Origin of the sequence: Albidovulum sediminis, from assembly GCF_025380365.1 — a bacterium.
Lineage (GTDB): Bacteria > Pseudomonadota > Alphaproteobacteria > Rhodobacterales > Rhodobacteraceae > Albidovulum > Albidovulum sediminis.
The window spans coordinates 591,281-614,527 of record NZ_JAOCQF010000003.1 but is presented as its reverse complement, the minus strand read 5'-3'; the positions used below and the strand labels follow the sequence as shown (position 1 = coordinate 614,527).

At 65.0% G+C, this 23,247-nt stretch carries 20 protein-coding genes; 13 read left to right on the top strand and 7 right to left on the bottom strand.

Annotated features, from left to right (window positions below; translation table 11 throughout):
* Positions 1-11: 11 nt before the first annotated feature.
* Positions 12-2,219, top strand: a complete 2,208-nt coding sequence (locus tag N5I32_RS17930) for a response regulator (protein WP_261497288.1) — start codon at positions 12-14, stop codon at positions 2,217-2,219.
* Here N5I32_RS17930 and recQ read toward each other — a convergent pair.
* Positions 2,216-4,258, bottom strand: a complete 2,043-nt coding sequence (gene recQ / locus N5I32_RS17925) for a DNA helicase RecQ (protein WP_261497287.1) — start codon at positions 4,256-4,258, stop codon at positions 2,216-2,218. The genes N5I32_RS17930 and recQ overlap by 4 nt on opposite strands.
* Positions 4,259-4,320: 62 nt before the next feature.
* Positions 4,321-4,614, bottom strand: coding sequence for a YggT family protein (locus N5I32_RS17920; RefSeq protein WP_261497286.1), 294 nt, complete (start codon positions 4,612-4,614; stop codon positions 4,321-4,323).
* A 134-nt stretch (positions 4,615-4,748) separates the two neighbouring features.
* Here N5I32_RS17920 and N5I32_RS17915 point away from each other — a divergent pair, with 134 nt between their 5' ends.
* The 6 genes from N5I32_RS17915 to arfB all read left to right on the top strand — a co-directional run bounded on the left by N5I32_RS17915 (position 4,749) and on the right by arfB (position 9,912).
* Complete coding sequence (locus N5I32_RS17915; RefSeq protein WP_261497285.1) at positions 4,749-5,279, top strand: acyl-CoA thioesterase; 531 nt, start codon at positions 4,749-4,751, stop codon at positions 5,277-5,279.
* A 62-nt stretch (positions 5,280-5,341) separates the two neighbouring features.
* Positions 5,342-6,697 carry an MFS transporter gene (locus N5I32_RS17910; protein ID WP_261497284.1) on the top strand — a complete coding sequence of 452 codons (1,356 nt, stop codon included), beginning with the start codon at positions 5,342-5,344 and terminating at the stop codon, positions 6,695-6,697.
* Positions 6,694-7,587 carry a penicillin-insensitive murein endopeptidase gene (gene mepA, locus N5I32_RS17905; protein WP_261497283.1) on the top strand — a complete coding sequence of 298 codons (894 nt, stop codon included), beginning with the start codon at positions 6,694-6,696 and terminating at the stop codon, positions 7,585-7,587. Before N5I32_RS17910 ends, mepA begins: the two co-directional genes overlap by 4 nt.
* A complete protein-coding gene (locus tag N5I32_RS17900) occupies positions 7,560-8,441 on the top strand; it encodes an esterase-like activity of phytase family protein (RefSeq protein ID WP_261497282.1) in 882 nt (293 codons plus the stop codon). Before mepA ends, N5I32_RS17900 begins: the two co-directional genes overlap by 28 nt.
* A gap of 90 nt (positions 8,442-8,531) precedes the next feature.
* Positions 8,532-9,155 carry a queuosine precursor transporter gene (locus N5I32_RS17895; RefSeq protein WP_261497280.1) on the top strand — a complete coding sequence of 208 codons (624 nt, stop codon included), beginning with the start codon at positions 8,532-8,534 and terminating at the stop codon, positions 9,153-9,155.
* A gap of 337 nt (positions 9,156-9,492) precedes the next feature.
* Positions 9,493-9,912, top strand: coding sequence for an alternative ribosome rescue aminoacyl-tRNA hydrolase ArfB (arfB, locus tag N5I32_RS17890; RefSeq protein ID WP_261497279.1), 420 nt, complete (start codon positions 9,493-9,495; stop codon positions 9,910-9,912).
* Positions 9,913-9,918: 6 nt separating this feature from the next.
* Here the strand turns inward: arfB and N5I32_RS17885 are convergent, their stop codons facing one another.
* The 4 genes from N5I32_RS17885 to N5I32_RS17870 all read right to left on the bottom strand — a co-directional run bounded on the left by N5I32_RS17885 (position 9,919) and on the right by N5I32_RS17870 (position 15,202).
* Positions 9,919-11,289, bottom strand: coding sequence for a porin family protein (locus N5I32_RS17885; protein WP_261497278.1), 1,371 nt, complete (start codon positions 11,287-11,289; stop codon positions 9,919-9,921).
* 12 nt (positions 11,290-11,301) lie between these two features.
* Positions 11,302-11,895, bottom strand: coding sequence for a polysaccharide biosynthesis/export family protein (locus N5I32_RS17880; protein ID WP_261497277.1), 594 nt, complete (start codon positions 11,893-11,895; stop codon positions 11,302-11,304).
* 131 nt (positions 11,896-12,026) lie between these two features.
* Complete coding sequence (locus tag N5I32_RS17875; protein ID WP_261497276.1) at positions 12,027-14,468, bottom strand: tetratricopeptide repeat protein; 2,442 nt, start codon at positions 14,466-14,468, stop codon at positions 12,027-12,029.
* Between the two features lie 56 nt (positions 14,469-14,524).
* Positions 14,525-15,202: a sugar transferase gene (locus N5I32_RS17870; protein ID WP_261497275.1), complete on the bottom strand. Its 678-nt coding sequence runs from the start codon at positions 15,200-15,202 to the stop codon at positions 14,525-14,527.
* 464 nt (positions 15,203-15,666) lie between these two features.
* Between N5I32_RS17870 and N5I32_RS17865 the strand changes: the two genes are divergently transcribed.
* From N5I32_RS17865 to N5I32_RS17850, 4 genes are all read left to right on the top strand, one after another.
* Positions 15,667-16,548 (top strand): ExeA family protein, encoded by an 882-nt coding sequence (locus N5I32_RS17865; protein ID WP_261497274.1) that lies wholly within the window; start codon positions 15,667-15,669, stop codon positions 16,546-16,548.
* On the top strand, positions 16,545-18,086 hold the full coding sequence (locus N5I32_RS17860; RefSeq protein ID WP_261497273.1) for a GumC family protein: 1,542 nt from the start codon (positions 16,545-16,547) through the stop codon (positions 18,084-18,086). The genes N5I32_RS17865 and N5I32_RS17860 overlap by 4 nt, the downstream gene beginning before the upstream one ends.
* A gap of 20 nt (positions 18,087-18,106) precedes the next feature.
* Positions 18,107-18,934: a CpsD/CapB family tyrosine-protein kinase gene (locus N5I32_RS17855; RefSeq protein ID WP_261497272.1), complete on the top strand. Its 828-nt coding sequence runs from the start codon at positions 18,107-18,109 to the stop codon at positions 18,932-18,934.
* A gap of 120 nt (positions 18,935-19,054) precedes the next feature.
* Positions 19,055-19,309: a spike base protein, RCAP_Rcc01079 family gene (locus tag N5I32_RS17850; RefSeq protein ID WP_261497271.1), complete on the top strand. Its 255-nt coding sequence runs from the start codon at positions 19,055-19,057 to the stop codon at positions 19,307-19,309.
* Here N5I32_RS17850 and trhO read toward each other — a convergent pair whose 3' ends face one another.
* Positions 19,310-20,227: an oxygen-dependent tRNA uridine(34) hydroxylase TrhO gene (gene trhO, locus N5I32_RS17845; RefSeq protein WP_261497269.1), complete on the bottom strand. Its 918-nt coding sequence runs from the start codon at positions 20,225-20,227 to the stop codon at positions 19,310-19,312.
* A gap of 98 nt (positions 20,228-20,325) precedes the next feature.
* Between trhO and pncA the strand changes: the two genes are divergently transcribed.
* Together pncA and N5I32_RS17835 are read left to right on the top strand one after the other, a co-directional pair.
* On the top strand, positions 20,326-20,931 hold the full coding sequence (gene pncA / locus N5I32_RS17840) for a bifunctional nicotinamidase/pyrazinamidase (RefSeq protein WP_261497268.1): 606 nt from the start codon (positions 20,326-20,328) through the stop codon (positions 20,929-20,931).
* A gap of 73 nt (positions 20,932-21,004) precedes the next feature.
* Positions 21,005-23,242 (top strand): hybrid sensor histidine kinase/response regulator, encoded by a 2,238-nt coding sequence (locus tag N5I32_RS17835; protein WP_261497267.1) that lies wholly within the window; start codon positions 21,005-21,007, stop codon positions 23,240-23,242.
* Positions 23,243-23,247: the final 5 nt, after the last annotated feature.

Genomic DNA, 23,247 nt, shown 5'->3' with positions numbered 1-23,247 from the left:
GGAGGTCAGGGGTGAGCATTGCGGACAAGCTTGTCAGGGAGCGGCGGGCGCGGCTGGCGGCCGAACGTCTTCTCGACCAGAAGAAGCGGGAGCTTTATTCCGCGAACGAACAACTGGCCCGACACGCGCTGAGCCTGTCGGACCAGATCGTCGCCCAGCGCAGCTTCCTTGAAACCGCGCTGCATGAGGCGGAAACGCTGAAGGGCCAGCAGGGGCGTTACCTCAGCGATCTGGAAAACGCCCATGTCGAGGCAAGGACAGCGCAGCGGCGGCTCTGGGACGCGCTCGACACGATACGCGACGGCTTCGCGCTGTTCGACAAGGATCTGCGGCTGGTGGTCGCAAACCGCGCCTACATGGAGCCGTTCGAAGGCATCGGGGACATCGGGCCGGGCGTCCACTACGACACCATAGTGAAGACGATGGCCGACCAGGGAATCGTCGATCTCGACGGGCTGGATGCAGACGACTGGCGCCACGACATGACCGCCCGGATGGTGCGCGAGGTGATCCCACCCCGCGTGGTCAGCCTGCAAAGCGGCCATCACATACGTCTGATCGATCGCCACTGCGAGTCGGGCGACCTTGTCAGCCTTGTTCAGAACATCACCAAGACGATCGAGCGCGAGGCGGAACTCAAGCAGGCACGAGAGCGCGCCGAAGCCGCCAATCGGGCAAAGTCCGCCTTCCTCGCCAACATGAGCCACGAGATTCGCACACCGATGAACGGTGTGGTCGGCATGGCGGAACTGCTCTGCGAAACCGCCCTGACCGACGATCAGCGGATCTATGCAGAAACGATCCGCACCTCTGGCGAGGCGTTACTGGCAATCATCAACGACATCCTCGACTATTCGAAGGCCGAGGCGGAAAGGCTGCGTCTACACCCCAGACCCTTCGACCTCGACCATTGCCTGCACGAGGTCATGCTGCTGCTGGAACCGGTGGCACGGGAAAAGGACATCCGCCTTCTCGTCGATTTCGACATGTTCCTGCCCACCCGCTATGTCGCCGATCCGGGGCGGATCCGTCAGATCCTGACCAACCTGATCGGCAACGCCGTGAAGTTCACCCAGGCAGGCCACGTCCTGACGCGCGTCGTCGGCGTGGCGACGGGCGGCGGCGAATATGAGGTGCATGTGTCGGTCGAGGATACCGGCATCGGCATCGCGGAAGAACACCTCGACCACATCTTCGGGGAATTCAACCAGGTCGAGGATCAGTCGAACCGCAAGTTCGAGGGGACCGGCCTTGGCCTGGCGATCACCCGGCAACTGATAGATCTGATGGGCGGCAGCGTGTGGGTCGACAGCGAACTTGGCCACGGCTCGTGCTTCGGCTTCAAGCTGCACCTTCCCGCCGCCGAGCCGATCACGGTCGATCACCCCGACCGACCGATCCTGCTGCGTTCAGCGCTGGTCGTGGATGAGTTGCTCATCAACCGCGTGATCATAGAACGGCAGTTGCAGACCTATGGGCTGGCCGTGACCACCTGCCGTTCCGCGGCAGAGGCGATGGCCATCTTCGGTGACGGAGCGGGGATCGACCTGGTCCTGATGGACGAGAAACTGGGCCTGATCGAGGGGCGGACGCTTGCGCAGGCGATCCGCGCGACGGGTACGCCCGTTCCGATCCTCGGGCTGTCCGCAGCCCCCCTGGCGGTGGATGGGGACAAGGGATGCAACGGTCGCCTGCAAAAGCCGATCCTGCGCAGCGAGCTTTACCATCATCTACGCGCGCTGTCCCCGGTCGACCCGGGCCCGAAGGTCGTGGCCCACCCGCCATCGGACGCGCCCGCCCTGCAGCCCGCGCGAAGAATGCGGGTGCTGGTGGCCGAGGACAACCGCACCAACCAGCTTGTCTTCCGCAAGATGGTCCAGGACTTCGACATCGACCTCGAATTCGCGGGGAACGGGCACGAGGCGGTGAAACTCTGGCGGGACTTCCACCCGGACCTGATCTTCATGGACATCTCCATGCCCGAAATGGACGGTCGCGAGGCCAGCCGGGAAATCCGCATGCTTGAGGCGGGGACGGCGACCCATGTGCCGATCGTCGCCCTGACCGCCCATGCCCTGGACGGCGACGATGCCGAGATACTGGCGGCCGGCATCGATCGCTACCTGACCAAGCCGCTGAGGAAGTCCGCGCTTGCCGAACAGATTGCGGATTTCAGGCCCGAAGGGGCGTTGCGACCGGTTCCGGAGGATCCGGGCTAAGCCTCGCGCAGAATCGCAAGGAAGGCTTCGGCGAAACGATCGGCCTTCTGCGGCCCCACGCCGCCGATCCGCTCCATCTCGGCCCGCGTGCGGGGGCGGCTTTCGGCAATGCGCGCAAGGGTGACATGGGTGCAGGTCAGGAACTTTCCCGTGCCGTCGGACCCCCGCGACAGATCCTGCTGGGCCGCCAGAAGCCGGTCGAACACCATCCCCTCTTCGCGCCCCGCAAGGCGCCTGCGGGCGGGGTGAGGGGCGGCTTCGGCCGCGCCGTTGATCACTTCGATAAAGGCTTGGCCAAAGCTTTCCAGCTTCTTCGCCCCCACACCGCTGATCCGTGCCATCTGGTCAAGGGTGGCGGGCCGGCGCTCCGCCATCTCGATCAGCGTGCGGTCGGTAAAGATGACATAGGCGGGCACGCGGGCCGCCTCGGCCAGTGCTCGGCGCTTCGCCTTCAGCGCCGAGAGCAGCGGCGCGTCCTCGTCGGAGACAAGCGCGCGCGCCACCGGCCCCGCCGGGGTGCGGATCGTGTCGCGGCGCAGCGTGATGTCTGCCTCTCCGCGCAGGATCGGGCGGGCGGCATCTGTCATGCGCAACGCGCCCTGGCGTTCGGGGTCGGGGCGGATCAGGTCATGGCCCAGCATCTGGCGGAAGATTGCCTGCCATTCCGCCTTGCTCTGGTCCCGACCGACCCCGAACGTCGGCAGCATGTCGTGCCCCCGTTCACGCACCTTGTCTGTGCCCTGTCCGGTCAGGATGTCGATCAGGTGCCCGGCCCCGAAGCTCTCGCCGGTCCTGAGGACGGCCGAAAGCGCCTTGCGCACCGTTTCGGTCCCGTCGAACAGGTCTGGGGGCGTATCGCACAGGTCGCAGGCGCCGCATGGTTCCGCCGTTTCCCCGAAATAGGCCAGCAGCCGGCGGCGGCGGCAGCAGGTGGCCTCGGCCAGACCCAGCAACGCGTTCAGACGCGCATCGTCCGCCGCCTTGCGTTCGGTCGGCGCAAGGCCTTCGTCGATCTGCGCCCGGCGCAGGCGGATGTCGTCTGGGCCATAGAGGGTCAGCGTTTCGGCCGGCGCGCCATCACGACCGGCGCGCCCGATTTCCTGATAATAGGCCTCGATCGACTTCGGAAGGTCCGCATGCGCGACCCAGCGAATGTCGGGCTTGTCGATGCCCATGCCGAAGGCAACGGTCGCCACTACGATCAGCCCGTCTTCCCGCTGAAAGCGGATTTCGACCTGCCGGCGGTCGTCCGCCTCCATCCCGCCATGGTAATGGCAGGCGACGTGCCCCGCCTCACGCAGCGCCTGCGCAAGCGTTTCGGTCTTGGCCCGAGTGCCGCAGTAGACGATGCCAGACTGCCCGCGCCGCGCCGCAGCAAAGTCCAATATCTGGCGGCGCGGCTGGTTCTTGACGGCGAAGGCCAGGTGGATGTTCGGCCGGTCGAAGCCGCGCAGGAACGTGGCCGGCGCCGCGCCGTCGAATAGCCGGGTGACGATCTCGGCCCGCGTCTCCTCGTCCGCGGTCGCGGTGAAGGCGGCCAGCGGCACCTTGAGCGCGCGGCGCAGTTCACCGATGCGAAGATAGTCGGGTCGGAAGTCGTGCCCCCACTGGCTGACGCAATGCGCCTCGTCCACCGCGATCAGGCTGGTTCCGATGCGCCGCAGAAGCGTCAGCGTTCCACCCGACGCCAGCCGTTCCGGCGCCATGTAGAGCAACTTCAGCCGGCCCTGATCGAGCGCCAGGAAGACCTCCTCGGTCTCCTCCTCGGTATTGCCCGAGGTCAGAGCCCCCGCCGCCACGCCGGATTCCCGCAATGCGCGGACCTGGTCCCGCATCAGCGCGATCAGGGGGGAGATGACGACCGTCACCCCATCGCGCATGAGCGCCGGCAACTGGTAGCAAAGCGACTTGCCGCCGCCGGTCGGCATGATCGCCAGCGTGTTGCGCCCTTCCGCCACGGCGGCGACGATTTCCGCCTGGCCCGGCCGGAATCCCGCGAATCCGAAGACTGAGGAGAGAATTTCCTCGGCGCGCTGCATGCCTGCTCTGTTTCTTGCCCGTTGCCCCGGACCCTTTCACGAAGGGCGGGGCAAGGCAAGGCTCAGGTGCCGTAGAAGAAGCCGGCGTTGTTCTGAAGAACGATGCGCAGTGCAATCAGCGCGATGAAGGCGACAAGCGGCGCAAGGTCAAGGCCCGGCGTCTGCGGCAGTAACCGCCGGATCGGCGCGTAGATCGGCTCCAGCATGCGGTTCAGGGCGAACCAGATCTGCGCGACAAGCGGCTGGCGCGTGTTCAGGACCTGGAAGCTGATCAGCCAGGACATGATGATATGGGCGATCATGACGAACCAGACCACGTCGAGGATCAGCATCAGGATCTGGTAAAGCGACTGCATCTGTTTCTCCGGCAAATCTTGGTCGCACCACAGGTAAGCGGTCGGCCCCCGCCGCGCAACCTGCTAACGCAACGTCGCGGTTGACCCTGCCCGCGTGTCCGGTTCCCTTTCGGCAACATCTGAACGGAGCTGCGATGTATCCCTTTGTCCGCATGCTGAAGGAAGGCTTCAAGGCCCGCCACGCAGCGCCGCTCGGCCTGACCGAAACGCATGTGTCCCATCACATCTGCTGGCCCTGGGACCTGGACGTCTGGGCGGAACTCAACAACGGCCGCACGCTCACGCTCTACGATCTCGGGCGGATCCCCATGGCGGTGCGCATGGGCCTGATCGGGCTGCTGGCGCGGAACCGGTGGGGCATCACGGTTGCCGGCAACTCGGTACGCTACCGCCGCCGCGTCCGCGCCTTCCACCGCATCGAGATGCGCAGCCGGGTGCTGGGCTGGGACGCGCGTTTCTTCTACATGGAGCAGAGCATGTGGCGGAAGGGCGACTGCACCAGCCACATGCTGCTCCGCTCTGCGGTGACCTCCTCAGGCGGCATCGTCGCGCCGTCCGACGTTCTGGCCGCGATGGGTCAGCCGTCGCAAAGCCCTGACCTGCCCGGATGGGTCAGGTCATGGATCGCCGCCGACGCGGAACGCCCCTGGCCCCCGGTTAGGTAAGTGCGCTTGCACCCTGCACCCTTTTCGGGCTTGATCGACGGGGTTACAGGGGCAGGGCAGGCATGGCCGTTTCGGCAAGAAAGCGGATCTGGGGCTGGTTCTTCTTCGACTGGGCCAGCCAGCCCTACAGCACGCTCCTCCTGACATTCGTCTTTGCCCCCTACTTCGCCGAAGTCGCGCGCGCCCACTTCGCCGCCGCCGGCGCCACGCCGGAGGCCGCCGCCGCGCAGGCGCAGGCCTACTGGTCGGGCGGGCTGACTCTGGCCGGGCTTTGCATCGCGATCCTCGCCCCGATCCTCGGTGCCATCGCGGATGGCAGCGGCAACCGCATGGGCTGGATCCGGGGCTTCTCCCTCCTCTACGTCGTCGCGGCCCTGGCGCTGTGGTGGACGACGCCGACGGGCGGCATCTTCTGGCCCGTCGTCTTTTTCGGGATCGGCCTGATCGCGATGGAGTTCGCCACGATCTTCACCAACGCGCTGATGCCGCATCTGGCCGTGCGCGAGGAACTTGGCCGCGTGTCCGGGTCCGGGTTCGCCTTTGGTTATGCCGGTGGGGTCGTGGCGCTTTTCGTCGTGCTTCTGCTCTTCGCCGAGGGCGCATCGACGGGAACGACACTGGCCGGATTTCCCCCTGCGCTTGGCCTTGACCCGGCGCTGAGAGAGGGCACACGCGCTGTCGGTCCCTTCACCGCGCTCTGGTTTGTCGTCTTCATGGTTCCGTTCTTCCTATGGGTCCGCGAGCCATCCGCCCCGAAACGCCACCCGGCACGCGAGGCGTTCGGCCGGCTCTGGCAAAGCCTGCGCAGCCTGCACCGCCGCAAGAGCCTGTCGGCCTATCTCGCCTCCTCGATGTTCTACCGCGACGCGCTCAACGCCCTTTATGGCCTCGGCGGCGCATTCGCCTCGAACGTCCTCGGCTGGGGCGTGATCCAGAGCGGAACCTTCGGCATCATCGCAGCAGTGACCGCCGCGGTGGCCTGCTGGGCGGGCGGGCGGCTGGACAGCCGCTTGGGCCCGAAACCGGTCATCATCGTCTGCATCGCCATTCTCATGGCGGTCTGCATCGTCCTGATCGGGCTTTCGCGCGACAGTGTCTTCGGCGTCGTGCTGGCCGAAGGCTCGCCGCTGCCGGATCGCCTATTCTACCTGTGCGGGGCGCTCATCGGTGCGGCGGGCGGGATCTTGCAGGCGTCGAGCCGAACCCTGATGGTCTATCACGCCGACCCGGACCGCGCGGCCGAGGCTTTCGGGCTTTACGGCCTGTCGGGCAAGGCCACGACATTTCTGGCCCCGGCCCTGATCACGGTGGCGACCTCGCTTACCGGCAGCGCCCGACTGGGCATCGCGCCCTTGGTGCCACTGCTCGCGCTGGGGCTTTTTCTGATGATCTGGGTCGAACCGAGAGGTGACCGATGAAGTGGCTTTGTCCCCTGGCTTCCCTTCTGCTCGCGCTGGCTGCCCCCGCATGCGCGGAACCGCTGGCCAACCAGCTTTTCGGTGCAATGCGCGCGGCCTCGGCGCAGCCGTCCGAGCCGATCGGATCCTATGCAAAGGGCTGCGGCGCCGGGATGATCCAATTGCCGGAATCTGGGCCGACCTGGCAAGCCATGCGGATTTCGCGCAACCGCAACTGGGGCCAGCCGGAACTGGTGGAGTATCTGGTGGACCTCTCGCGCAAGGCGCAAGAAGTCGGCTGGCCGGGGCTTTACATCGGTGACATGTCCCAACCCCGCGGGGGTCCGATGACCTCGGGCCACGCCAGCCATCAGATCGGGCTTGACGCCGACATCTGGCTTCTGCCGCCCGCGCGGCTTGACCTGAGCACGGCGGACCGCGAACGGATCAGCTCGATTTCGGTCCGGACCGAGGACCAGACCCGCATCAACGGGAACTGGTCACCGGCGCATGGCGCGCTGCTGAAGCTCGCCGCGTCGGACCCGCGCGTGGACCGTGTCTTCGTCGCGGCCGCCGTCAAGATCGAGCTTTGCCGGACGGCGAAGAAATCCGACACCGACTGGCTGCAGAAGATTCGGCCAATCTACGGGCACAACACCCACTTCCACGTTCGCCTGAAGTGCCCCAGGGGCGCGCGGCACTGCGAGACCCAGAAGCCGACCGTGTCCGAGTTGTCGAACGGCGGCAACGGGTGCGACGACACCCTGATGTGGTGGGTCACGACCTATCTTGAGGAGTTGAAGAACCCGCCGAAGCCCACGAAACCGCAGGGCAAGCGCAAGAAGACACCACGCGAATTCACCATGTCGGACCTGCCCAGGCAATGCGCGGCCGTGCTTGCTTCGGACTGATCGCGGCGCTTGCGCTGGGCCCAACTTCCGTCGGGGCCGCGCCGCGGGCTGAGTTGGTCGGCACCTTCGTCTGGCAGGACGGATCGCGCGATTTCGGCGGCCTGTCGGGGCTGGAACTGTCCCGCGACGGCCTGCGCTTTGTGGTGATATCGGATCGCGCAAGCATCTTCTCGGGTGCGTTCGTGCGCGACACGCAGGGTGCTGTCGCCTCCGCCACCATCGAAGACGCGCGAAAGCTCGTGGATGCATCGGGCCGCCCGCTGGCCGGCAAGGCCGTCGATTCCGAAGGGCTTGCGTTGCTTGCCGACGGCACGATTGCCATCAGCTTCGAGGACAGTCACCGCCTGACCTTCCGGGCAGACCCGGCAGCGCCGGAATCGACCGCCTCGCCCCCGCCAGGGGTGGCCGAATGGCGCAGGAACCAGGCGCTCGAGGCGCTGGCGGCGGCGCCGGACGGATCGCTCTGGGCCTTCACCGAAGGAAAGATCGGCGACAGGCACATGATCGTGCGGTTCCGCGACGGCGTCTGGCTATCGCCTCTATGGCTTTCGGCCGAGGGCGCGTGGCGCCCCGTTGGCGCTGACTTCGGCCCCGACGGGCGCCTGTACCTCCTTCAGCGCGACTTCTGGCCGCTGGTCGGTTTCATGTCGCGCGTCCTTCGTTTCGATGTGTCCGAAAGCGGGCCGTCGAACCCGCAGATCCTTCTGGAAAGCCGGGCGGGGGTGTTCGACAACTTCGAGGCGCTGGCCGTCTGGCAGGACGGGGAGGGCGCGATCCGCCTGACGCTGGTCTCGGACGACAACTTCCTTCCCGTCCAGCGGACCGAGGTCGTCGACCTGCGGGTGATCGAATGACTTGACCGCCACGAGGGCAGGCACTAAAGCCCGCCCGTCCCGGATGGTCCGGGGCCAAGTCTCCGCGACCTTGTAAAAAACGGAAATGTCATGACCCGCAATCTGATCCCTGGCATTCTTGCCATGGCCGCCGTCGTGGTGGCCTCCAACATCCTTGTGCAGTTCCTATTCGGACAGTGGCTGACCCTGGGTGCCTTCACCTATCCGTTCGCCTTCCTCGTCACCGATCTGACGAACCGCCTTCAGGGCGCCGCTGCCGCCCGCAAGGTCGTCGTCGCCGGTTTCGCCGTCGGTATCTTCTGTTCGCTGGTTGGCAGCCAGATCGTGGGGGAGTTCGGCCCCCTCGTCACGCTCAGGGTCGCCGTTGCATCGGGGATTGCCTTCCTGTCGGCGCAGCTTCTGGACATCAGCGTGTTCAACAGGTTGCGTCAGGGCAGCTGGTGGCGGGCGCCGCTGGTGTCGACGCTTGCCGGATCGTCGCTCGATACCGCCCTTTTCTTCACGATCGCGTTCTCGGCCGCTCTGACGTTTCTGGAGCCCGGCAACGACGTCAGCTGGGCGGGCGAGGCGCTTCCCGTCCTCGGCTTCGGGCCTGTCGCTCCGCTCTGGGTGTCGCTTGCCGTCGCGGACTGGCTCGTGAAACTGTCTTTGGCCGCTGTGGCTCTCGTGCCATTCCGGCTTGTTGTCGGGAAATTGACCACAAGGGTAGCGTGAAAGGTTTTGACAAACACAAAATCTGTGGCAGCCTGTGGATAACGGCAACCCAGCGAAAGGAGGTGATCCAGTGTCTAGAGTGATATTGGAGAGAGGTGTCAGGACAGTCAGGAGGGCCGTGGCCTAAGGGCAAACCCGAAGGTTCAATCCCATGACTGGGCCATGCCGAAACCCGGCACCCTAACTGGTCCATCTCCTTAGATCTCGGAGGGCCGTTCCAGATCGGAACGGCCCTTTCCGTTGCCGGAAGTCACGTGGCCCTGCGGCAAGGTCCGATCATCCCGACCGAAGCGGCATCCCACTTGACCGAAGTCGAAGCTGACCCCAGAACATCCGCATGCTCTGGATAAACGACGCCATCGCCATCGCGGACTGGGAACTGAGCGAAAGCTTCATCCGCGCTTCGGGGCCGGGCGGTCAGAACGTGAACAAGGTTTCCACCGCCGTCGAACTGCGCTTCGAAGCCGAACGCAGCCCCCACCTGCCCGCCCCTGTCAAGGCCCGGCTGAAGCGGCTGGCGGGCCGTCGCTGGACCGAAGACGGCGTCATCGTGATCCGGTCAGAGGAAAGCCGTAGTCAGGCGCAGAACCGCGAGCTTGCGCGGGAGCGGCTGGTGGAACTGATCCGCCTTGCCCTGGTCGCGCCGAAAAAGCGCGTCCCGACGCGGCCAACCCTGGGCAGCCAACGGCGAAGGCTTCAGTCAAAGGCCGAACGCAGCGCCGTCAAGGCGCTGCGCGGCAAGGTCGATGACGACTGAGTTCCCTCAGGGGCGGAAGCTGAAGTTGCGGGAAAGCGTGACGAAGACCGTAGTCGAGTCGGCGTCACCCTCATCTGTGTCGGACCGTGTACGATGGCTGATACCGCCCGTCAGATCCCAGTCCACGGTCAGTTCGCGCGTATAGGCCGCGCTGACGCGGGTATAGTCGGTTTCATCCGGGATGCCGCCGGCCGAACGATCGACCAGGCTCCACTCCACGCCCAGATCGAGGCGGGAAACGGCGTTGATCTCATGCCGGTAGGTGACCGCAGCACGGGTGTCCAGCACGCTTTCGTCGTCGTCGTCGGCATAAGCCGAACGCGAGACCGATGCCGTCAGTTCGCCGCTGCGGGTGCGCTGGACGTAAGTCAGGCTGCCGATCGCGTCGATATCGCCATCGTCACCCCTGCTGGCCCCGAGCATTGCCTCAAGACTGCCGCGCGGCAGTTCCATCTCTCGCCCGAAGGTCAGCTCGGTCCGCCGCCCGGTGGTCTCGATCCGCGTGGCCAGAAGCACGTTGGCGGTGCCGTTCCCCAGCGCACGGGTCAGGCCGATCGACCCGACGGCGCCCGAATCGACCTCGGTGATGCCGAATTCTTCCGTTTCGATCCGGGTATGGCCAAGGCTGGCGTCCAGCGTCAGCGTCGGACCCATCTCGTGGCGGAGTGCGGCAAGATAGGTTTCCGAGTCACGATCGGTTTGTTCGGCGTCGTCCGCCTCGTACCATTCGCGATCTGCAGAGACCGTGACCGTGCTGACGGACGACAGCCGCATGCGAGCCTCAACGATCGCCCGGTCGGTCTGGCTATCCTCAAGATCGGGGTCGGTCGTGTCGGAGTAGTCGATCTTGTTGTGCGTCAGGTCGACGCTGAAGCCGAAAGGCTCCTGCAGACCCGTTTCGTAGCGCAGTTCGACGTCGGTGGTGGCGACCGTGCCGCTGTCACCCGATTCGTCAGTCACATCGGTAAACGGATCGAGGAAGTCACGATCCACGTCACTGTAACTTGCCGCAAACTCAAGACGGCTGTTGAGGCTTTCGCGCAAGTATCCAAACCGGGCACGCGGATCTTCAAGCCCGAACTCGCTGTCGCCTTCGGTGTCGATGTAGCGCAGCACACCGCCGACGACGAAGTCGAATCGCTGGCTGGGGGTCACGCTCGACAGGGCGACGGTCAGGCCGGTATCCCAGATTGTCGCGCTGTCTCCTCCCGGATCGAGTGACAGGTTGCTGTCATAGGTCAGCCCTGTCGTCAGCCCGATGTCGATCTGAAACCCGCCCGGATTGCCTTCGCCGCCACCCGTCTGGGCAGCGGCGAAAGTCGGTGCAAGGGTGATGACTGTCGCAGCAACTGCGAACCGCTTCCCCGTTATTCCCACTCTGTCCCCGTCCTATTCAAACAGTCGGCGCTCCGGCACGACGATCACATCTCCGCTGCTCAGAACGATATTCTTGGCCATGCCGCCGTTCTGAACCGCCTTGTAGTCGAAACCGTATACCTTCACTTCGCCGGTTTTGCGATCCGTGCGCTGAACTTGAATGCGCTTTGTTGCAGCAAAGCGCGTCAGGCCGCCGCTTTCTGCAAGGAACTGCAGCAGAGTCGTCCCCTTGGTAACCCGGATCTTACCCGGATTGGTGACTTCGCCCATGATGTAGACGGGGATGGTTGCGCCGCCCGACCCACCGGCCGGGGCAACCTGTCCGATGGCCAGATAAACCGTGGGCTGGGAGGCAAAGTTGGGTGACAGCGCGCCCTGAATTGCCGACCGCACGGAATCGACGGATTGTCCGGCGGCACGGACAGTGCCGACCGAAGGAACGGAGATGCTGCCATCGGGCAGCACGAGCAGGCTGCGATTGAGGCTTGGATCCTCGACCACCTCCATCTGGAGCACGTCACCGGAACGGATGGTGTAGGAATCCTGCGCCCACGCGAGCGGGGCGGTCAGTGCGGCCAGGACGAGGCCGAGAAGAAGCTTGTACATGAGGGCACCCAATCAGACAGGAACTGTGGCGAGATTACGGCAAAAGACTTTGACCGCCAAAGGGTAAGTTATCACGGCCTCAACGATATTTGCTCGCAAGAGGGTCTTAGCGCGTTGTTTTGGAAGCATTTTCAGTCAACCTTGGTCGCAGGGCCTGTGTCTTCCAGAAATGCACGGGTTTCCTTGACGAAGTCACGCGTGTCATTCGGGGCGACAATCTGGTCAATGATTTCATATTGTTCGCGCGCTTCGCGAATCTGGCCCAGCGCCTGATAGGTCATCGCGAGGTGATAGCGGACCTGCGGGTCACTGCCCAGAACGCCCACTGCCGCCTCAAGTTCCTTGCGCGCGGTATCGTAGTCACCCGAGAGATAGGCAATCCAGCCGTAGGTGTCCTGGAACGGCGCTTCGGTGCTTCCGCGCAGACGACGGGCGACGACGCGGGCGCGGGCAAGACTTTCGGGATCGCCCGCCCTGTGGGTGGACAGAAGACTGGCGAGGTTGTTGGCGGCGATGGCGCTTGAGCTGTCGCGGCCGTAGAGATCCTCGTAGATGGCGATGGCCTGGTCATATTCACCCATGTGCTCATGCACACTGGCGCGCGCCCACATCAGTCCGGGATGCCCCGGATGGACTTCGATTGCCTGATCAAGCACCCCCGCGGCATCGCCCATTCGCCCAGGCATCAGGATCAGGACTCGCGCCAGCCCGGCCCAGGTTTGCGGATCGGCGCGGCCTTCATCGACAAGCGTTTGATAGCCTTCAGATGCCGCCGCAAGGTCGCCGGACCTTTCGCGCGCAAGCGCCGCAATATAGCGCAGTTCGGCGTCGTCCGGCGATGTCGCCAGCAGTCTGTCGACAGCCTCAATCGCGGCGGCCACCTGGCCCGTATCGAGTTGCGACTGGATCGCGGCAATCTGTGCCATCCGTCCCGAGGTGCCGGCGTCCGTCACCGTTTCAAGATAGGCCGCCCCGGCCTCGTTCTGCCCCCTCGCCTGAAAGACAGCCATGCGTATTGGCAGGGCGCGGATGCGCGCGTCTTCCGTGCCCACGCTCTCGATCGCCTTTGCCACGTCTTCCGCCCGCAGCCAGTCCTCAAGCTCGACGTAAACCTCCCCCAGCTGCTGAAGAAGGCCCGTATGGGCATGCGAACGCTTGAGGGCGGAAATCAGCACCGACTCGGCAGCCAGCCGATCGCCCTCCGCGATCAGAAAGCGCGCGTAGCGCAACGATTCTTCCGGTGCGGCGTCGGACGCCCGCGCCGCCATGGCCAGATACTGCCGGGCCAGGTCGCGTTCGCCGTCGCGTGCGTAGGCATCGGAAAGCAGGGTCATCACGGCTGCGTCCTGCGGCGCCAGATCCAGTGCGCGCCCCAGGACGGCGATCGCCTCGCCGGTCTTGTCCTCATCGATGAGCCACCCGCCCTGAAGCTTGAGCGCCTCTGTCTCGCCGGGGTCGGCTTCGAGAATCTCGGTCACCACGGACTGCATTCCGGCACGGTCACCCGTGACCTTCAGCATGTGGGCAAGGGCGAGCTTGTAGGTGATGACGTCCTCTTGCGGTTCTGCCGCAGAAATGGCGTCGCGCAGGTCCCTCACCGCCTCGTCGTGGCGCCCGACATCGAACTGAAGCGATGCAAGTGCAGCGCGCAGGAAGGTGGTCTGGCCGTCTTCGGCCAGGCGGCGGTCGATTTCCGCAATGGCCGCGTCCAGTCCGCGCTTTTCCACCAGGAATCGAAGCAGTTCGCCAAGCGTGGCGGAGTCTTCGCGACGGGCGTCGGCGCGGTCTCGCAGATAGGTCTCGGCTCGGTCGGTTGCGCCGCGGGTCTCGTACCATTCGACGATCGCCGCGGTCACCCCCGGGTCGTCGGGGAAGGTGCGGGTCAGCGTCGCCAATTCCGCGTCCACCGCCTCGACATCGTTGCGCTGCATGTGGATCGCCAGTCGCAGAGCATAGAGCGACCGATCCTGCGAAGACTGGCTGATCGCCAGGTCAAGCTCTGCCAGCGCGCCATCAAGCTCCCCTCTCCGCAGAAGCTCGGTGATGACGACCCGTCGCAACGTGATGTCGTCCGGGCGTGCGACACGAAGCACCGGAACCCGCTCCATCGCCGCATTCATCGCCTCGGAATCGCCCTTGGCCATGGCGCGGGTGTAGTCGAGCATGACCCGCGTGATGCGGACCGGAATGTTCGCCGGGTCGATCTTCAGCGCCGCCGAACTGAACCGTTCGGCATCGTCCAGCCGCCCCGACTCGACCGCCAGTTGCGACAACGCGGTCAGCGCTTCGATGTCGTCAGGGAATTGCTCGTTCAGCTGCAGGTATTGCGCATACGCATCTGCCGTCCTTCCGCTTTCGCGCAGCAGTTCGGCATAGCTGATACGGGCGGTGCGGTGGGTCTCGTTCAGGTCAAAGACATTCCGGAACTCCACCATCGCGCGCTCGATATCGCCCGCCTGAACAAATTCCAGCGCCGCACGGAAATGCTTTTCTGCCTTCTCCTCCGGGGAATCGCACGCGACGAGCAGGAACGCCGAAGTCGTGGCAAGCAGGAACGCGGAACGAATGGACATGGAACCCTCTCAATACCTGCGCATGCGCGCTGCTGGGGCCGGCAAAGGCCGGCCGCTTAGCAGCCGGTTCCCTTGAAGACGACGCGCAAGGTGCAGGTTAGGATGTGCAGATCGCCCATCAGGGTCAGGTCGCGTTCATACTGCCTGTCGATTTCGGCCCGGCGCGAGAAATCCGCGGCGTTACGCTCCGATACCTGCCAGAGGCCGGTAACGCCGGGGCGCAGAGCGTAATACGACAGTCCGCTGTAGAGGTCACGCTGCTCGGGCAGCATCGGCCTCGGTCCGACCAACGACATCTCGCCCTTCAGGACGTTCCAGAGTTGAGGCAGCTCATCCAGCGAAGTCTTGCGCAGGAAGGCGCCGATCCGCGTCACGCGCGGGTCGAAGGCAAGCTTCTGCTTGCAGGTCCATTCCTGCCGCGCGGCCTCGTTCGTGGCCAGATAGTCGCGCAACATCTTGTCGGCGCCCGGCACCATCGTCCGCAGCTTGAGCATGCGGAAAGTGCGACCGTTCCGGCCGACGCGATCCGACCAGTAGAATGGCCGGTGGCCGTCACGCGCCACCAGAACGGCGAGGAACGCGACCAAGGGCACCGCCACGACGGAGCCCAGGATCACCAGGGCCACATCAAGACCCCGCTTGAGAAAATTCCTGTACCAACCGGACTGGTAAGGCACATGGACGAGCCCCGTCGGCGTTACTCTTTGCGCCAGGGCCTCGGAAAGATCGTTCATTTGCAACGTCATACAGCACACCATCCGGGGGCAGCTCCCGGACCCCTTGGGCCAATTCGCCCTCTACTCACTACACCAGAGGAGGCCCGACGAGGGCACTCCTTACATTTACCATTGGCGGGGACGCCGACAAATCGGCAATTGGTTGGGATCGCGATTTTGGCGAAAAAAAGGCATCACTGAGGTTTGTTTGAGACATGTGCTGCCATGAAAGGCCAAAAGGCCCGGACCATGAGTTTCCCCTAGGGCAACATATGTAGTGCTGAGCTATATATTGTTTCTGCGACGGCACAGTGCGCAGCCTCGATGGGAGACTTCGATTCGAATCCAAGCTAACAAGGTACCAGTGATTCCCGGGGCCGAGGGTCCATGCGGTGAGCGGCATGCGAAACCTCCGCGTTGCGTCCGCGGGACCGTTGGTGACGAGTGAAAGACGTTAGAGTGCGATGAACCGATCAGGTAACATGACAGATGCTGCTGCCAGCGATGGCGCACCGGTCGGGTTCTACCTCGACTTTTTCGGCTTCCGCGAACGTCCGTTCACGCTTGTTCCCGACCCCGACTTCCTGTTCTGGTCGCCCCAGCACCGCCGCGCCTATTCCGTGCTGGAGTTCGGCATCATGTCGCGGGCACCCATCACTCTGGTGACCGGCGGCGTCGGCTGCGGCAAGACCACGCTCTTGCGCGAGTTGCTGCGCCAGTTCGAGTCGCGCGCCACTGTCGGCCTCATCTCGAACGCGCAGGGCGGTCGCGGCGAGCTGATCCAGTGGGTTCTCAACGCGCTGGGCCTGCGCTTCGATCCGGGTGAGGGTTACGTCCAGATGTTCCAGCGGCTACAGGACTTCCTGATCGACGAATACGCGGCGGGTCGCAGGGTCGTCCTGATCTTCGACGAGGCCCAGAACCTGTCGCGCGAAAGTCTTGAAGAACTGAGGATGCTCACCAACATCAACACCGGAAAGGACGAGGTGATACAGCTTGTTCTGGTTGGCCAGCCCGAGTTGAGGGAGATGGTTCTCGATCCTTCCCTGCGCCAGCTCGCACAGCGGATTGCAGCCAGCTTCCATCTGCAACCGCTGGACGAGGCCGGCGCCGTCGAACTGGTGGCCCATCGTCTGATCGCGGCAGGCGGAACCGGCAAGGAGATCACGCGCGGTGCAATCAAGCGTATCTTCGAAGTCACACGCGGGGTTCCGCGGCTGATGAACCAGCTTTGCGACATGTCCCTGCTCTATGCCTGGACCACCGACAACCACCGTGTGGACGAACATGTGGTCCAGTCTGTTCTGGACGATGGCGTGTTCTTCGCCGCACAGATCCAGGCCGAGGACGAGAAGCGTAGATGAACCTGGACCTTGCCTTCTACCTTGCCGTTTTCCGCAGGCGCCTGCCCTACTTCCTGACGACGGCCTTCCTGATCACCGCCGCGGCGCTCGCCGTGGCGGTCGTCCTGCCGCCCCAGTACCAGTCCGAGGCGCGACTGCTGCTCGAAGCCTCGCAGATCCCGGACGCGATGGCGGCCCCCACCGTTCAGGCCGCCGCGGTGGAGAAGCTGCAGATCCTGCAGCAACGGCTGATGACGCGGGAAAACCTGCTGCGGATCGCCCGCAACCGCGTGGTGTTCGAGGATATCGCGAAGATGACCCCGAACGAGATCGTCAAGCAGATGGTCAGTCACACCGATATCGGCATTCGGGGCGGCCAGCAGCAGGCGACGCTGATGGACCTGGCCTTCACCGCCCGGACAAGCGAGATCGCCAACGCGGTCGTGACGGACTTCGTCACCCTGGTGCTTGCGGCCGATGTCGATGTGCGCATCGAATCCGCCAAGGAGACGATGGAGTTCTTCCAGCAGGAAACCACCCGTCTGTCCGACCGCCTGGCCCGGCTGAGCGCCAACATCCTCGAGTATCAGAACGCGAATGCCGACGCGCTGCCGGATACCCTTCAGTTCCGCATGTCCCAGTTGGCCCAGTTGCAGGAAAGGCTGGCGGCAAACGAGCGCGAGACCCGGCTTTCGACCGACCAGAAGTCCCGTCTCGTGGCGATCTACGATGCGGCGCTGGCGAGCGGGGTGGGCGCGCTGCCCCCGACCGAAGAGGCGCGCCAGCTTATCGTCCTGCGCGATCAGTTGGCGCAGGCACGCATCATCTACTCCGAAACCAATCCGCGCATCCGGATCCTCGAAGAAAAGGTGAACGTGCTGGAGGAAACGGTCCGCCAGCAGACGGCATCCGGCATGTCCGGCCTTGAGGCCGGCGGTGCGGGAACGACATTGAAGTTCCAGATTGCCGACCTTGACTCGACGCTCGCGCAGCTGGCCGCCCAGAAGGCGGAGCTGACCAATCAGATCGCGGCACTGAGGGAAACGATCGACCGTACACCCGAGGTCAAGATCGGCCTTGACGGGCTGGAGCGGGAGTACGCCAACATCCAGCAACAGTACAACACCGCCGTCGCCAACCTGGCCGCGGCCTCGACCGGCGAGCGGATCGAGGTCCTGTCGAAGGGTGCGCGCGTGTCGCTGCTGGAACCGGCCACCCAGCCCGACTCTCCGTCTAAGCCGAAGCGACGCATGATCGTGCTTCTCGGCATGGTCGGCGGAATAGGGGCCGGACTGGGCCTCGTCCTGCTGATCGAACTTCTGAACCGCGCCGTGCGGCGCCCCAAGGACCTTGTCGATGCGTTCGGGATCACCCCGATTGCGACGATCCCCTACATGCAGACGCCTGAAGAGATCCAGGCGCGCCGCATGACGGTTCTGCTTGCGGTCGCGCTGTTCGGAATTGGGTTGCCAGCGGCAATCTATGCGGTTCACAGCTACTACATGCCGCTGGATCTGTTTCTGGCCAAGGTCGCGGCGAAACTTGGCATACGGCTTTAGGGAAGGTTCGGAGCGCAGGCATGGAAAAGCTTGAAGCGGCGATGGCCAAGGCACGGGAACGGCGCAAGGCCGTCCTGCGGGAGGCGGCGGCACCTGCCCGCAAGTCCGCGCTTGCGGTTCCGGTCCGTTCGGGGCCGTCCGTCGACTGGGGAACCGTGCCGCTGGTTCCATTCGTTGCCGCCCGGGCGCGAAGGTTCCGCATCAGCGCGCTTTTTGGCGGGCGCGACGCCACGCCCTACGACCTGCTCAGGTCGCGTGCCCTGCGGCTCATGCAGGAAAACGGCTGGAAGCGCCTCGCGATCACCTCGCCCGAAGCGGGGTGCGGCAAGTCGACGATCGCGCTGAACCTCGCGCTCAGCATCGCGCGGCAGAAGGACCTGCGGGTCATGCTGTTCGATCTCGATTTCCGCCGCCCGAACCTGCACAAGATTGTCGGGCACACGCCGCCCCACTCCATGCATGAGGTTCTGGCCGGCGACGTTCCCTTCTTCGATGTCGCCGCGCGCATCTCCGACAATCTGGTCGTCGGGTTGAACCAGGCGCCGGGAAGCAACCCGGCCGAGCTTTTCCAGTCCCAGCGCGCCAAGGATATCCTGGATGCCATCCAGGAGGACTGGCGCCCCGATCTGATCATTTACGACACTCCGCCCATGCTTGGTTCGGACGACCATGTGAACCTGATGAGCAAGGCGGATTGCGCCTTGCTGGTGGTGGCCGCGGAAATGAGCAAGTTGCCCAACGTCGATTTCTGCGAGAAGGAACTGGGGCAACTGACCAAGGTCATGGGGGTGGTGCTCAACAAGTGCCGATATCCCGACGATACGACGGGCTACGCCTACTACGAGTAGATCGGCGAACGCGCCGCAACGGGGATGTTAACACGCTTGCCGCAGAACCACTTGGCGGCGCCTTTGGCCGGGCAGGCCAGATCGCCGAAAACCAAACTCCTGCGGAGCCCCGACATGGACTTGTATTCCGACCTGCCGACCACCCTGACCGCGCCAGCGCGCGAAGCGGCGGCCATCACTCCCAGCAACGAAACCGATCTGGCAGCCATGTCGCGCGCCGTTTATGTCGGCAGCACCGGCGATCTTGCCGTCACCATGGCCGGCGGACAGCCGACGGTCTTTCGGAATGTCCCGGCCGGCGCCATCCTCCCGATCCGCGCCAGGCGGGTTCTCTCAGATGGAACGACAGCGGGCGATATCGTCGCGCTGTGGTGATCACCTGCCCGTGTCGCAGTTGCCAGCATGGCGGCCACCGCGTCCGGCAGCCCGTTCCATCTGGCGATGGCGTTCGCGAAAGCGCGCTCGGTCTGCATCGCCATATTGCGAAAGGCAGCGGTGGCAGCTGGCACCCGCCTCGTATTCCGGACGCGCCTTGTCGTCAGCCGACAACGGCCTTCGGCAGGCATGGCAGAGATCGTGCCCGGTCGGTTCAAGTCCATGTCCAAGGCTGACCCTGCCGTCGAAGACAAAGCAGCCGCCGCGCCAGAGGCTGTTGGCCTCCGGCACCTCCTCAAGGTACTTCAGGATGCCGCCCCTGAGGTGAAACACCTCCTCGACCCCTTGAGAGACGAGGTAGCTGGTGGACTTCTCACAGCGGATCCCGCCGGTGCAGAACATCGCGATCCGCTTGCCCTCGAACCGGTGCGCATTGGCCTGCCACCACTGCGGAAACTCCCGAAAGCTCTTTGTTCCGGGGTCGATCGCGCCCGCGAAGGTGCCGATCTGCACCTCGTAGTCATTGCGCGTATCGATCACCGCCACATCGTTGGCCCGGATCAGCGCGTTCCAATCGGACGGTTCGACATAGCGCCCCACCGCGGCGCGCGGGTCGGTGTCGGGTTCGCCCATGGTCACGATCTCTCGCTTGAGCCGAACCTTCATGCGACCGAACGGAGGCACCGCGGCGGCGCTTTCCTTCCACACGAGATCGGCGCAGCCAGGAAGCCCGCGGATGTGCTCCAGAACCTGGTCGAGCCCGGACCGGCTGCCGGCGATCGTCCCGTTGATGCCCTCGGGCGCCAGAAGCAGTGTCCCCTTCACGCCCAAGCCCTCGCACAACGCGCGAAGGGGGTCGCGAATCCTCGCGGGATCCTCGAACCGGGTGAAGTGGTATAGGGCGACGACCGTCAGCATGGCGCGCTGATACGCCCGGCCGGGTTCCGGGGCAAGGGCGCGCCCGGGATTGACCGGCGCCGCTCCCACCCCTACGCATGGAAGAAACGGAGGTTTCCATGCGCCCTGCAACCGACGCCCTGATCGTCATCGACGTCCAGAACGACTTCTGCCCGGGGGGCGCCCTGGCGGTCATCGACGGCGACGCGATCATCCCCGAGATCAACGCCTTGATGAGAGAGTTTCAGGTCCGCGTCCTGACACAGGACTGGCACCCGGCCGACCATGCCTCCTTTGCCGCGAACCACCCCGGGAAGGCCGCCTTTTCGCTGATCGAGATGCCCTACGGTCCGCAGGTGCTCTGGCCGGTCCACTGTGTCCAGGGCACATCCGGCGCGGCCTTCCACACCGGGCTGCGGACCGATCCCGCCGACATGGTCCTGCGCAAGGGGTTTCGTGCCGCCATCGACAGCTATTCGGCTTTCTTCGAGAACGATCGCACGACACCCACCGGGCTTGAGGGGTATCTTCGGACGCGCGGCGTGGATCATGTCACGCTCGTCGGCCTCGCGACCGATTTCTGCGTCGCCTACTCGGCGGTCGACGCGGCACGCCTCGGCTTCGGCGTGAGCGTGATCGAAAGCGCGTGCCGCGCGATCGACCTGGACGGGTCGCTCGAAACCGCCCGCCGCGCCATGACCGAGGCGGGTGTCGTCCTTCTCTGATCAGGTTTTGTTAACCATTCCGGGATACTGATCGTGAACGGGCGGACCCTCTGCTCCGCACGACAGGCCGGGCATGGTACAGGAAAAACCCGATCACGCCGAAGCGATGCCGCAGGCCGGCGACCTTCGCAACACGCCAGATGGGCTGTTCCTGCGCTACTGCCGGGGCCGTTTGCGCAGCTTTCCCCAGCGCCAGATCCTGACGCTGACGGGCGGGCTTGCCGTCGCAACGCTGTCGTCGCCCCAGATGGGGGTGACGGTCATGGCCCTGGCCTTGCTGGGCGAGGGCCTCGACTGCCTGGCGCTGCGCGCGGTGCTGGGTGCCGCGCGCGGGGGGGTCGTGCCACGGGGGGCGCGCGCCCTCGTCACCGTGACAGCCGCGATCCAGGCCGCGACCATCCTTGCGGCGGTGGGGCTGACGCTCTGGTCCGCCGACAGGTTTGCCGCCGATTTCTTCGTCTCCGCCTTCCTTGCCTCGGCCGTCATCAATGCCGGCCTGTCGCTTCCCCACCACACCGGATCGGCCCTTGCCCGCATCGCGATCCATATGGGCGGGCTCAGCGCCCTGGCGCTCCGCAGCCTGTGGGAAACCGTTCAGGGCGTCGCACTGGTCGAAAGCCACGGCTACGACCTTGTCGGCATCGCGGTCCTGATGATCATGACCACGGGCTTCCTGTCCTTCGTGCGCGGCGCGCACCGACGCCAGGTGGCCTACGACCGCGCCTTGCTGGACGAAAAGGCGCGCCTTCGTGCACAAGAGGCCAAGGCACGCCAACTTGCTCTGGTCGCGGAACACGCCAACGACTGCGTCGTCATCACCCGCAGGGACGGCCGCATCACCTGGGTCAACGACACTTTCACCCGCACCACCGGCTACACCTTCGATGAAGCGGTCGGCCGCATGCCCGGTGATCTGCTGAACGCCCCGGATACCGACCCCGAGACGGTTCGGCGGCTGATCGAGGCCCACAAGAGCAAGGTGCCGATCCGCATCGAGGTGCTGAACCGCCGCAAGGACGGCAGCCGGTTCTGGATGGAAACCAGTCTGACCCCGATTTTCAACCCGGATGGCAGCCACGCAATGACCATCGGGGTTGAGCGCGACATCTCCGCGATGAAGGAGCGTGAGGCCGAACTGGCGCGGGCGCGGCAGGCGGCCGAGGACGCTGCCAGCGCCAAGACACGCTTCCTCGCCACCATGAGCCACGAAATCCGCACGCCTATGAACGCCGTGATCGGGATGGCGGAACTGCTGCGCGAAGGTCCGCTGGCCCTTGACCAGTTGCACGCCGTGGACACGATCGTCGACTCGGGCCGCGCGCTTCTCGCAATCATCAACGACATCCTCGACCTTGCGCGACTGCAGTCCGGCACTCCGGTGATCCGGAAAGAACCCTTTTCCATATTCGCGTGCGTGAACGGCGTGATCGACCTCATGGAACCGCTGGCGCGGGCGAAGGGGATCGACCTGGCCGCGGACCTGCCCGTCGACACGCCGCCCCTGATCGGCGATGAAGGTAGGCTGAGGCAGATCCTCGTGAATCTCGTCGGAAATGCGATCAAGTTCACCCCCTCGGGCAGCGTTCGGGTCGCGCTGGGCCTGCGCCGAACGGGCGACATCGCGCAGGTCGAGATCGGCGTCATCGACACCGGCATCGGGATCGCCGAGGACCGGTTGGAGCATGTCTTCGACAGCTTCACCCAGGCCGACGGGGAGATTACCCGGCGCTTCGGGGGGACTGGTCTTGGCCTCACCATCTCGCGCCTGCTTGCCCGTGAAATGGGCGGCGACATTGCCGCCCGATCCAGCCCGGGGGCCGGTTCGGACTTTCGCCTGACGCTGAGCCTCGCAGTCGCGCAGAATCGGGAAGCCCGGCCCATCGCGGCCGCAACACCTCCGCCCGAGATCCAGACTGCGGGGCTGCGGATCCTCGTGGCAGAGGACAATGCGACGAACCGCCTTATCGTGGGTCGGATGCTGTCGGCGACAAAAGCCGAAATCGCGTTTGCCGAAGACGGCAAGGCCGCTGTTTCCCGCGCGCTCGACTGGTCGCCGGATGTCATCTTCATGGACATCTCGATGCCCGAACTCGACGGTATCGAGGCGACACGCAGGATCCGCGCCGCGGAGCGGGCGGGCGACCGGCCGCGCGCGCGTATCGTCGCCCTGACCGCCAATGCCTTCGACGAGGATCGTCAGGCATGCATCGCCGCCGGCTTCGATGCGTTTCTGACCAAGCCGCTGAACAAGGCCGATCTTCTGGGCTGCCTGACGTTCCGCCCCGTTCAGGGCGCGGCAAACGGCCTTTGACCCGC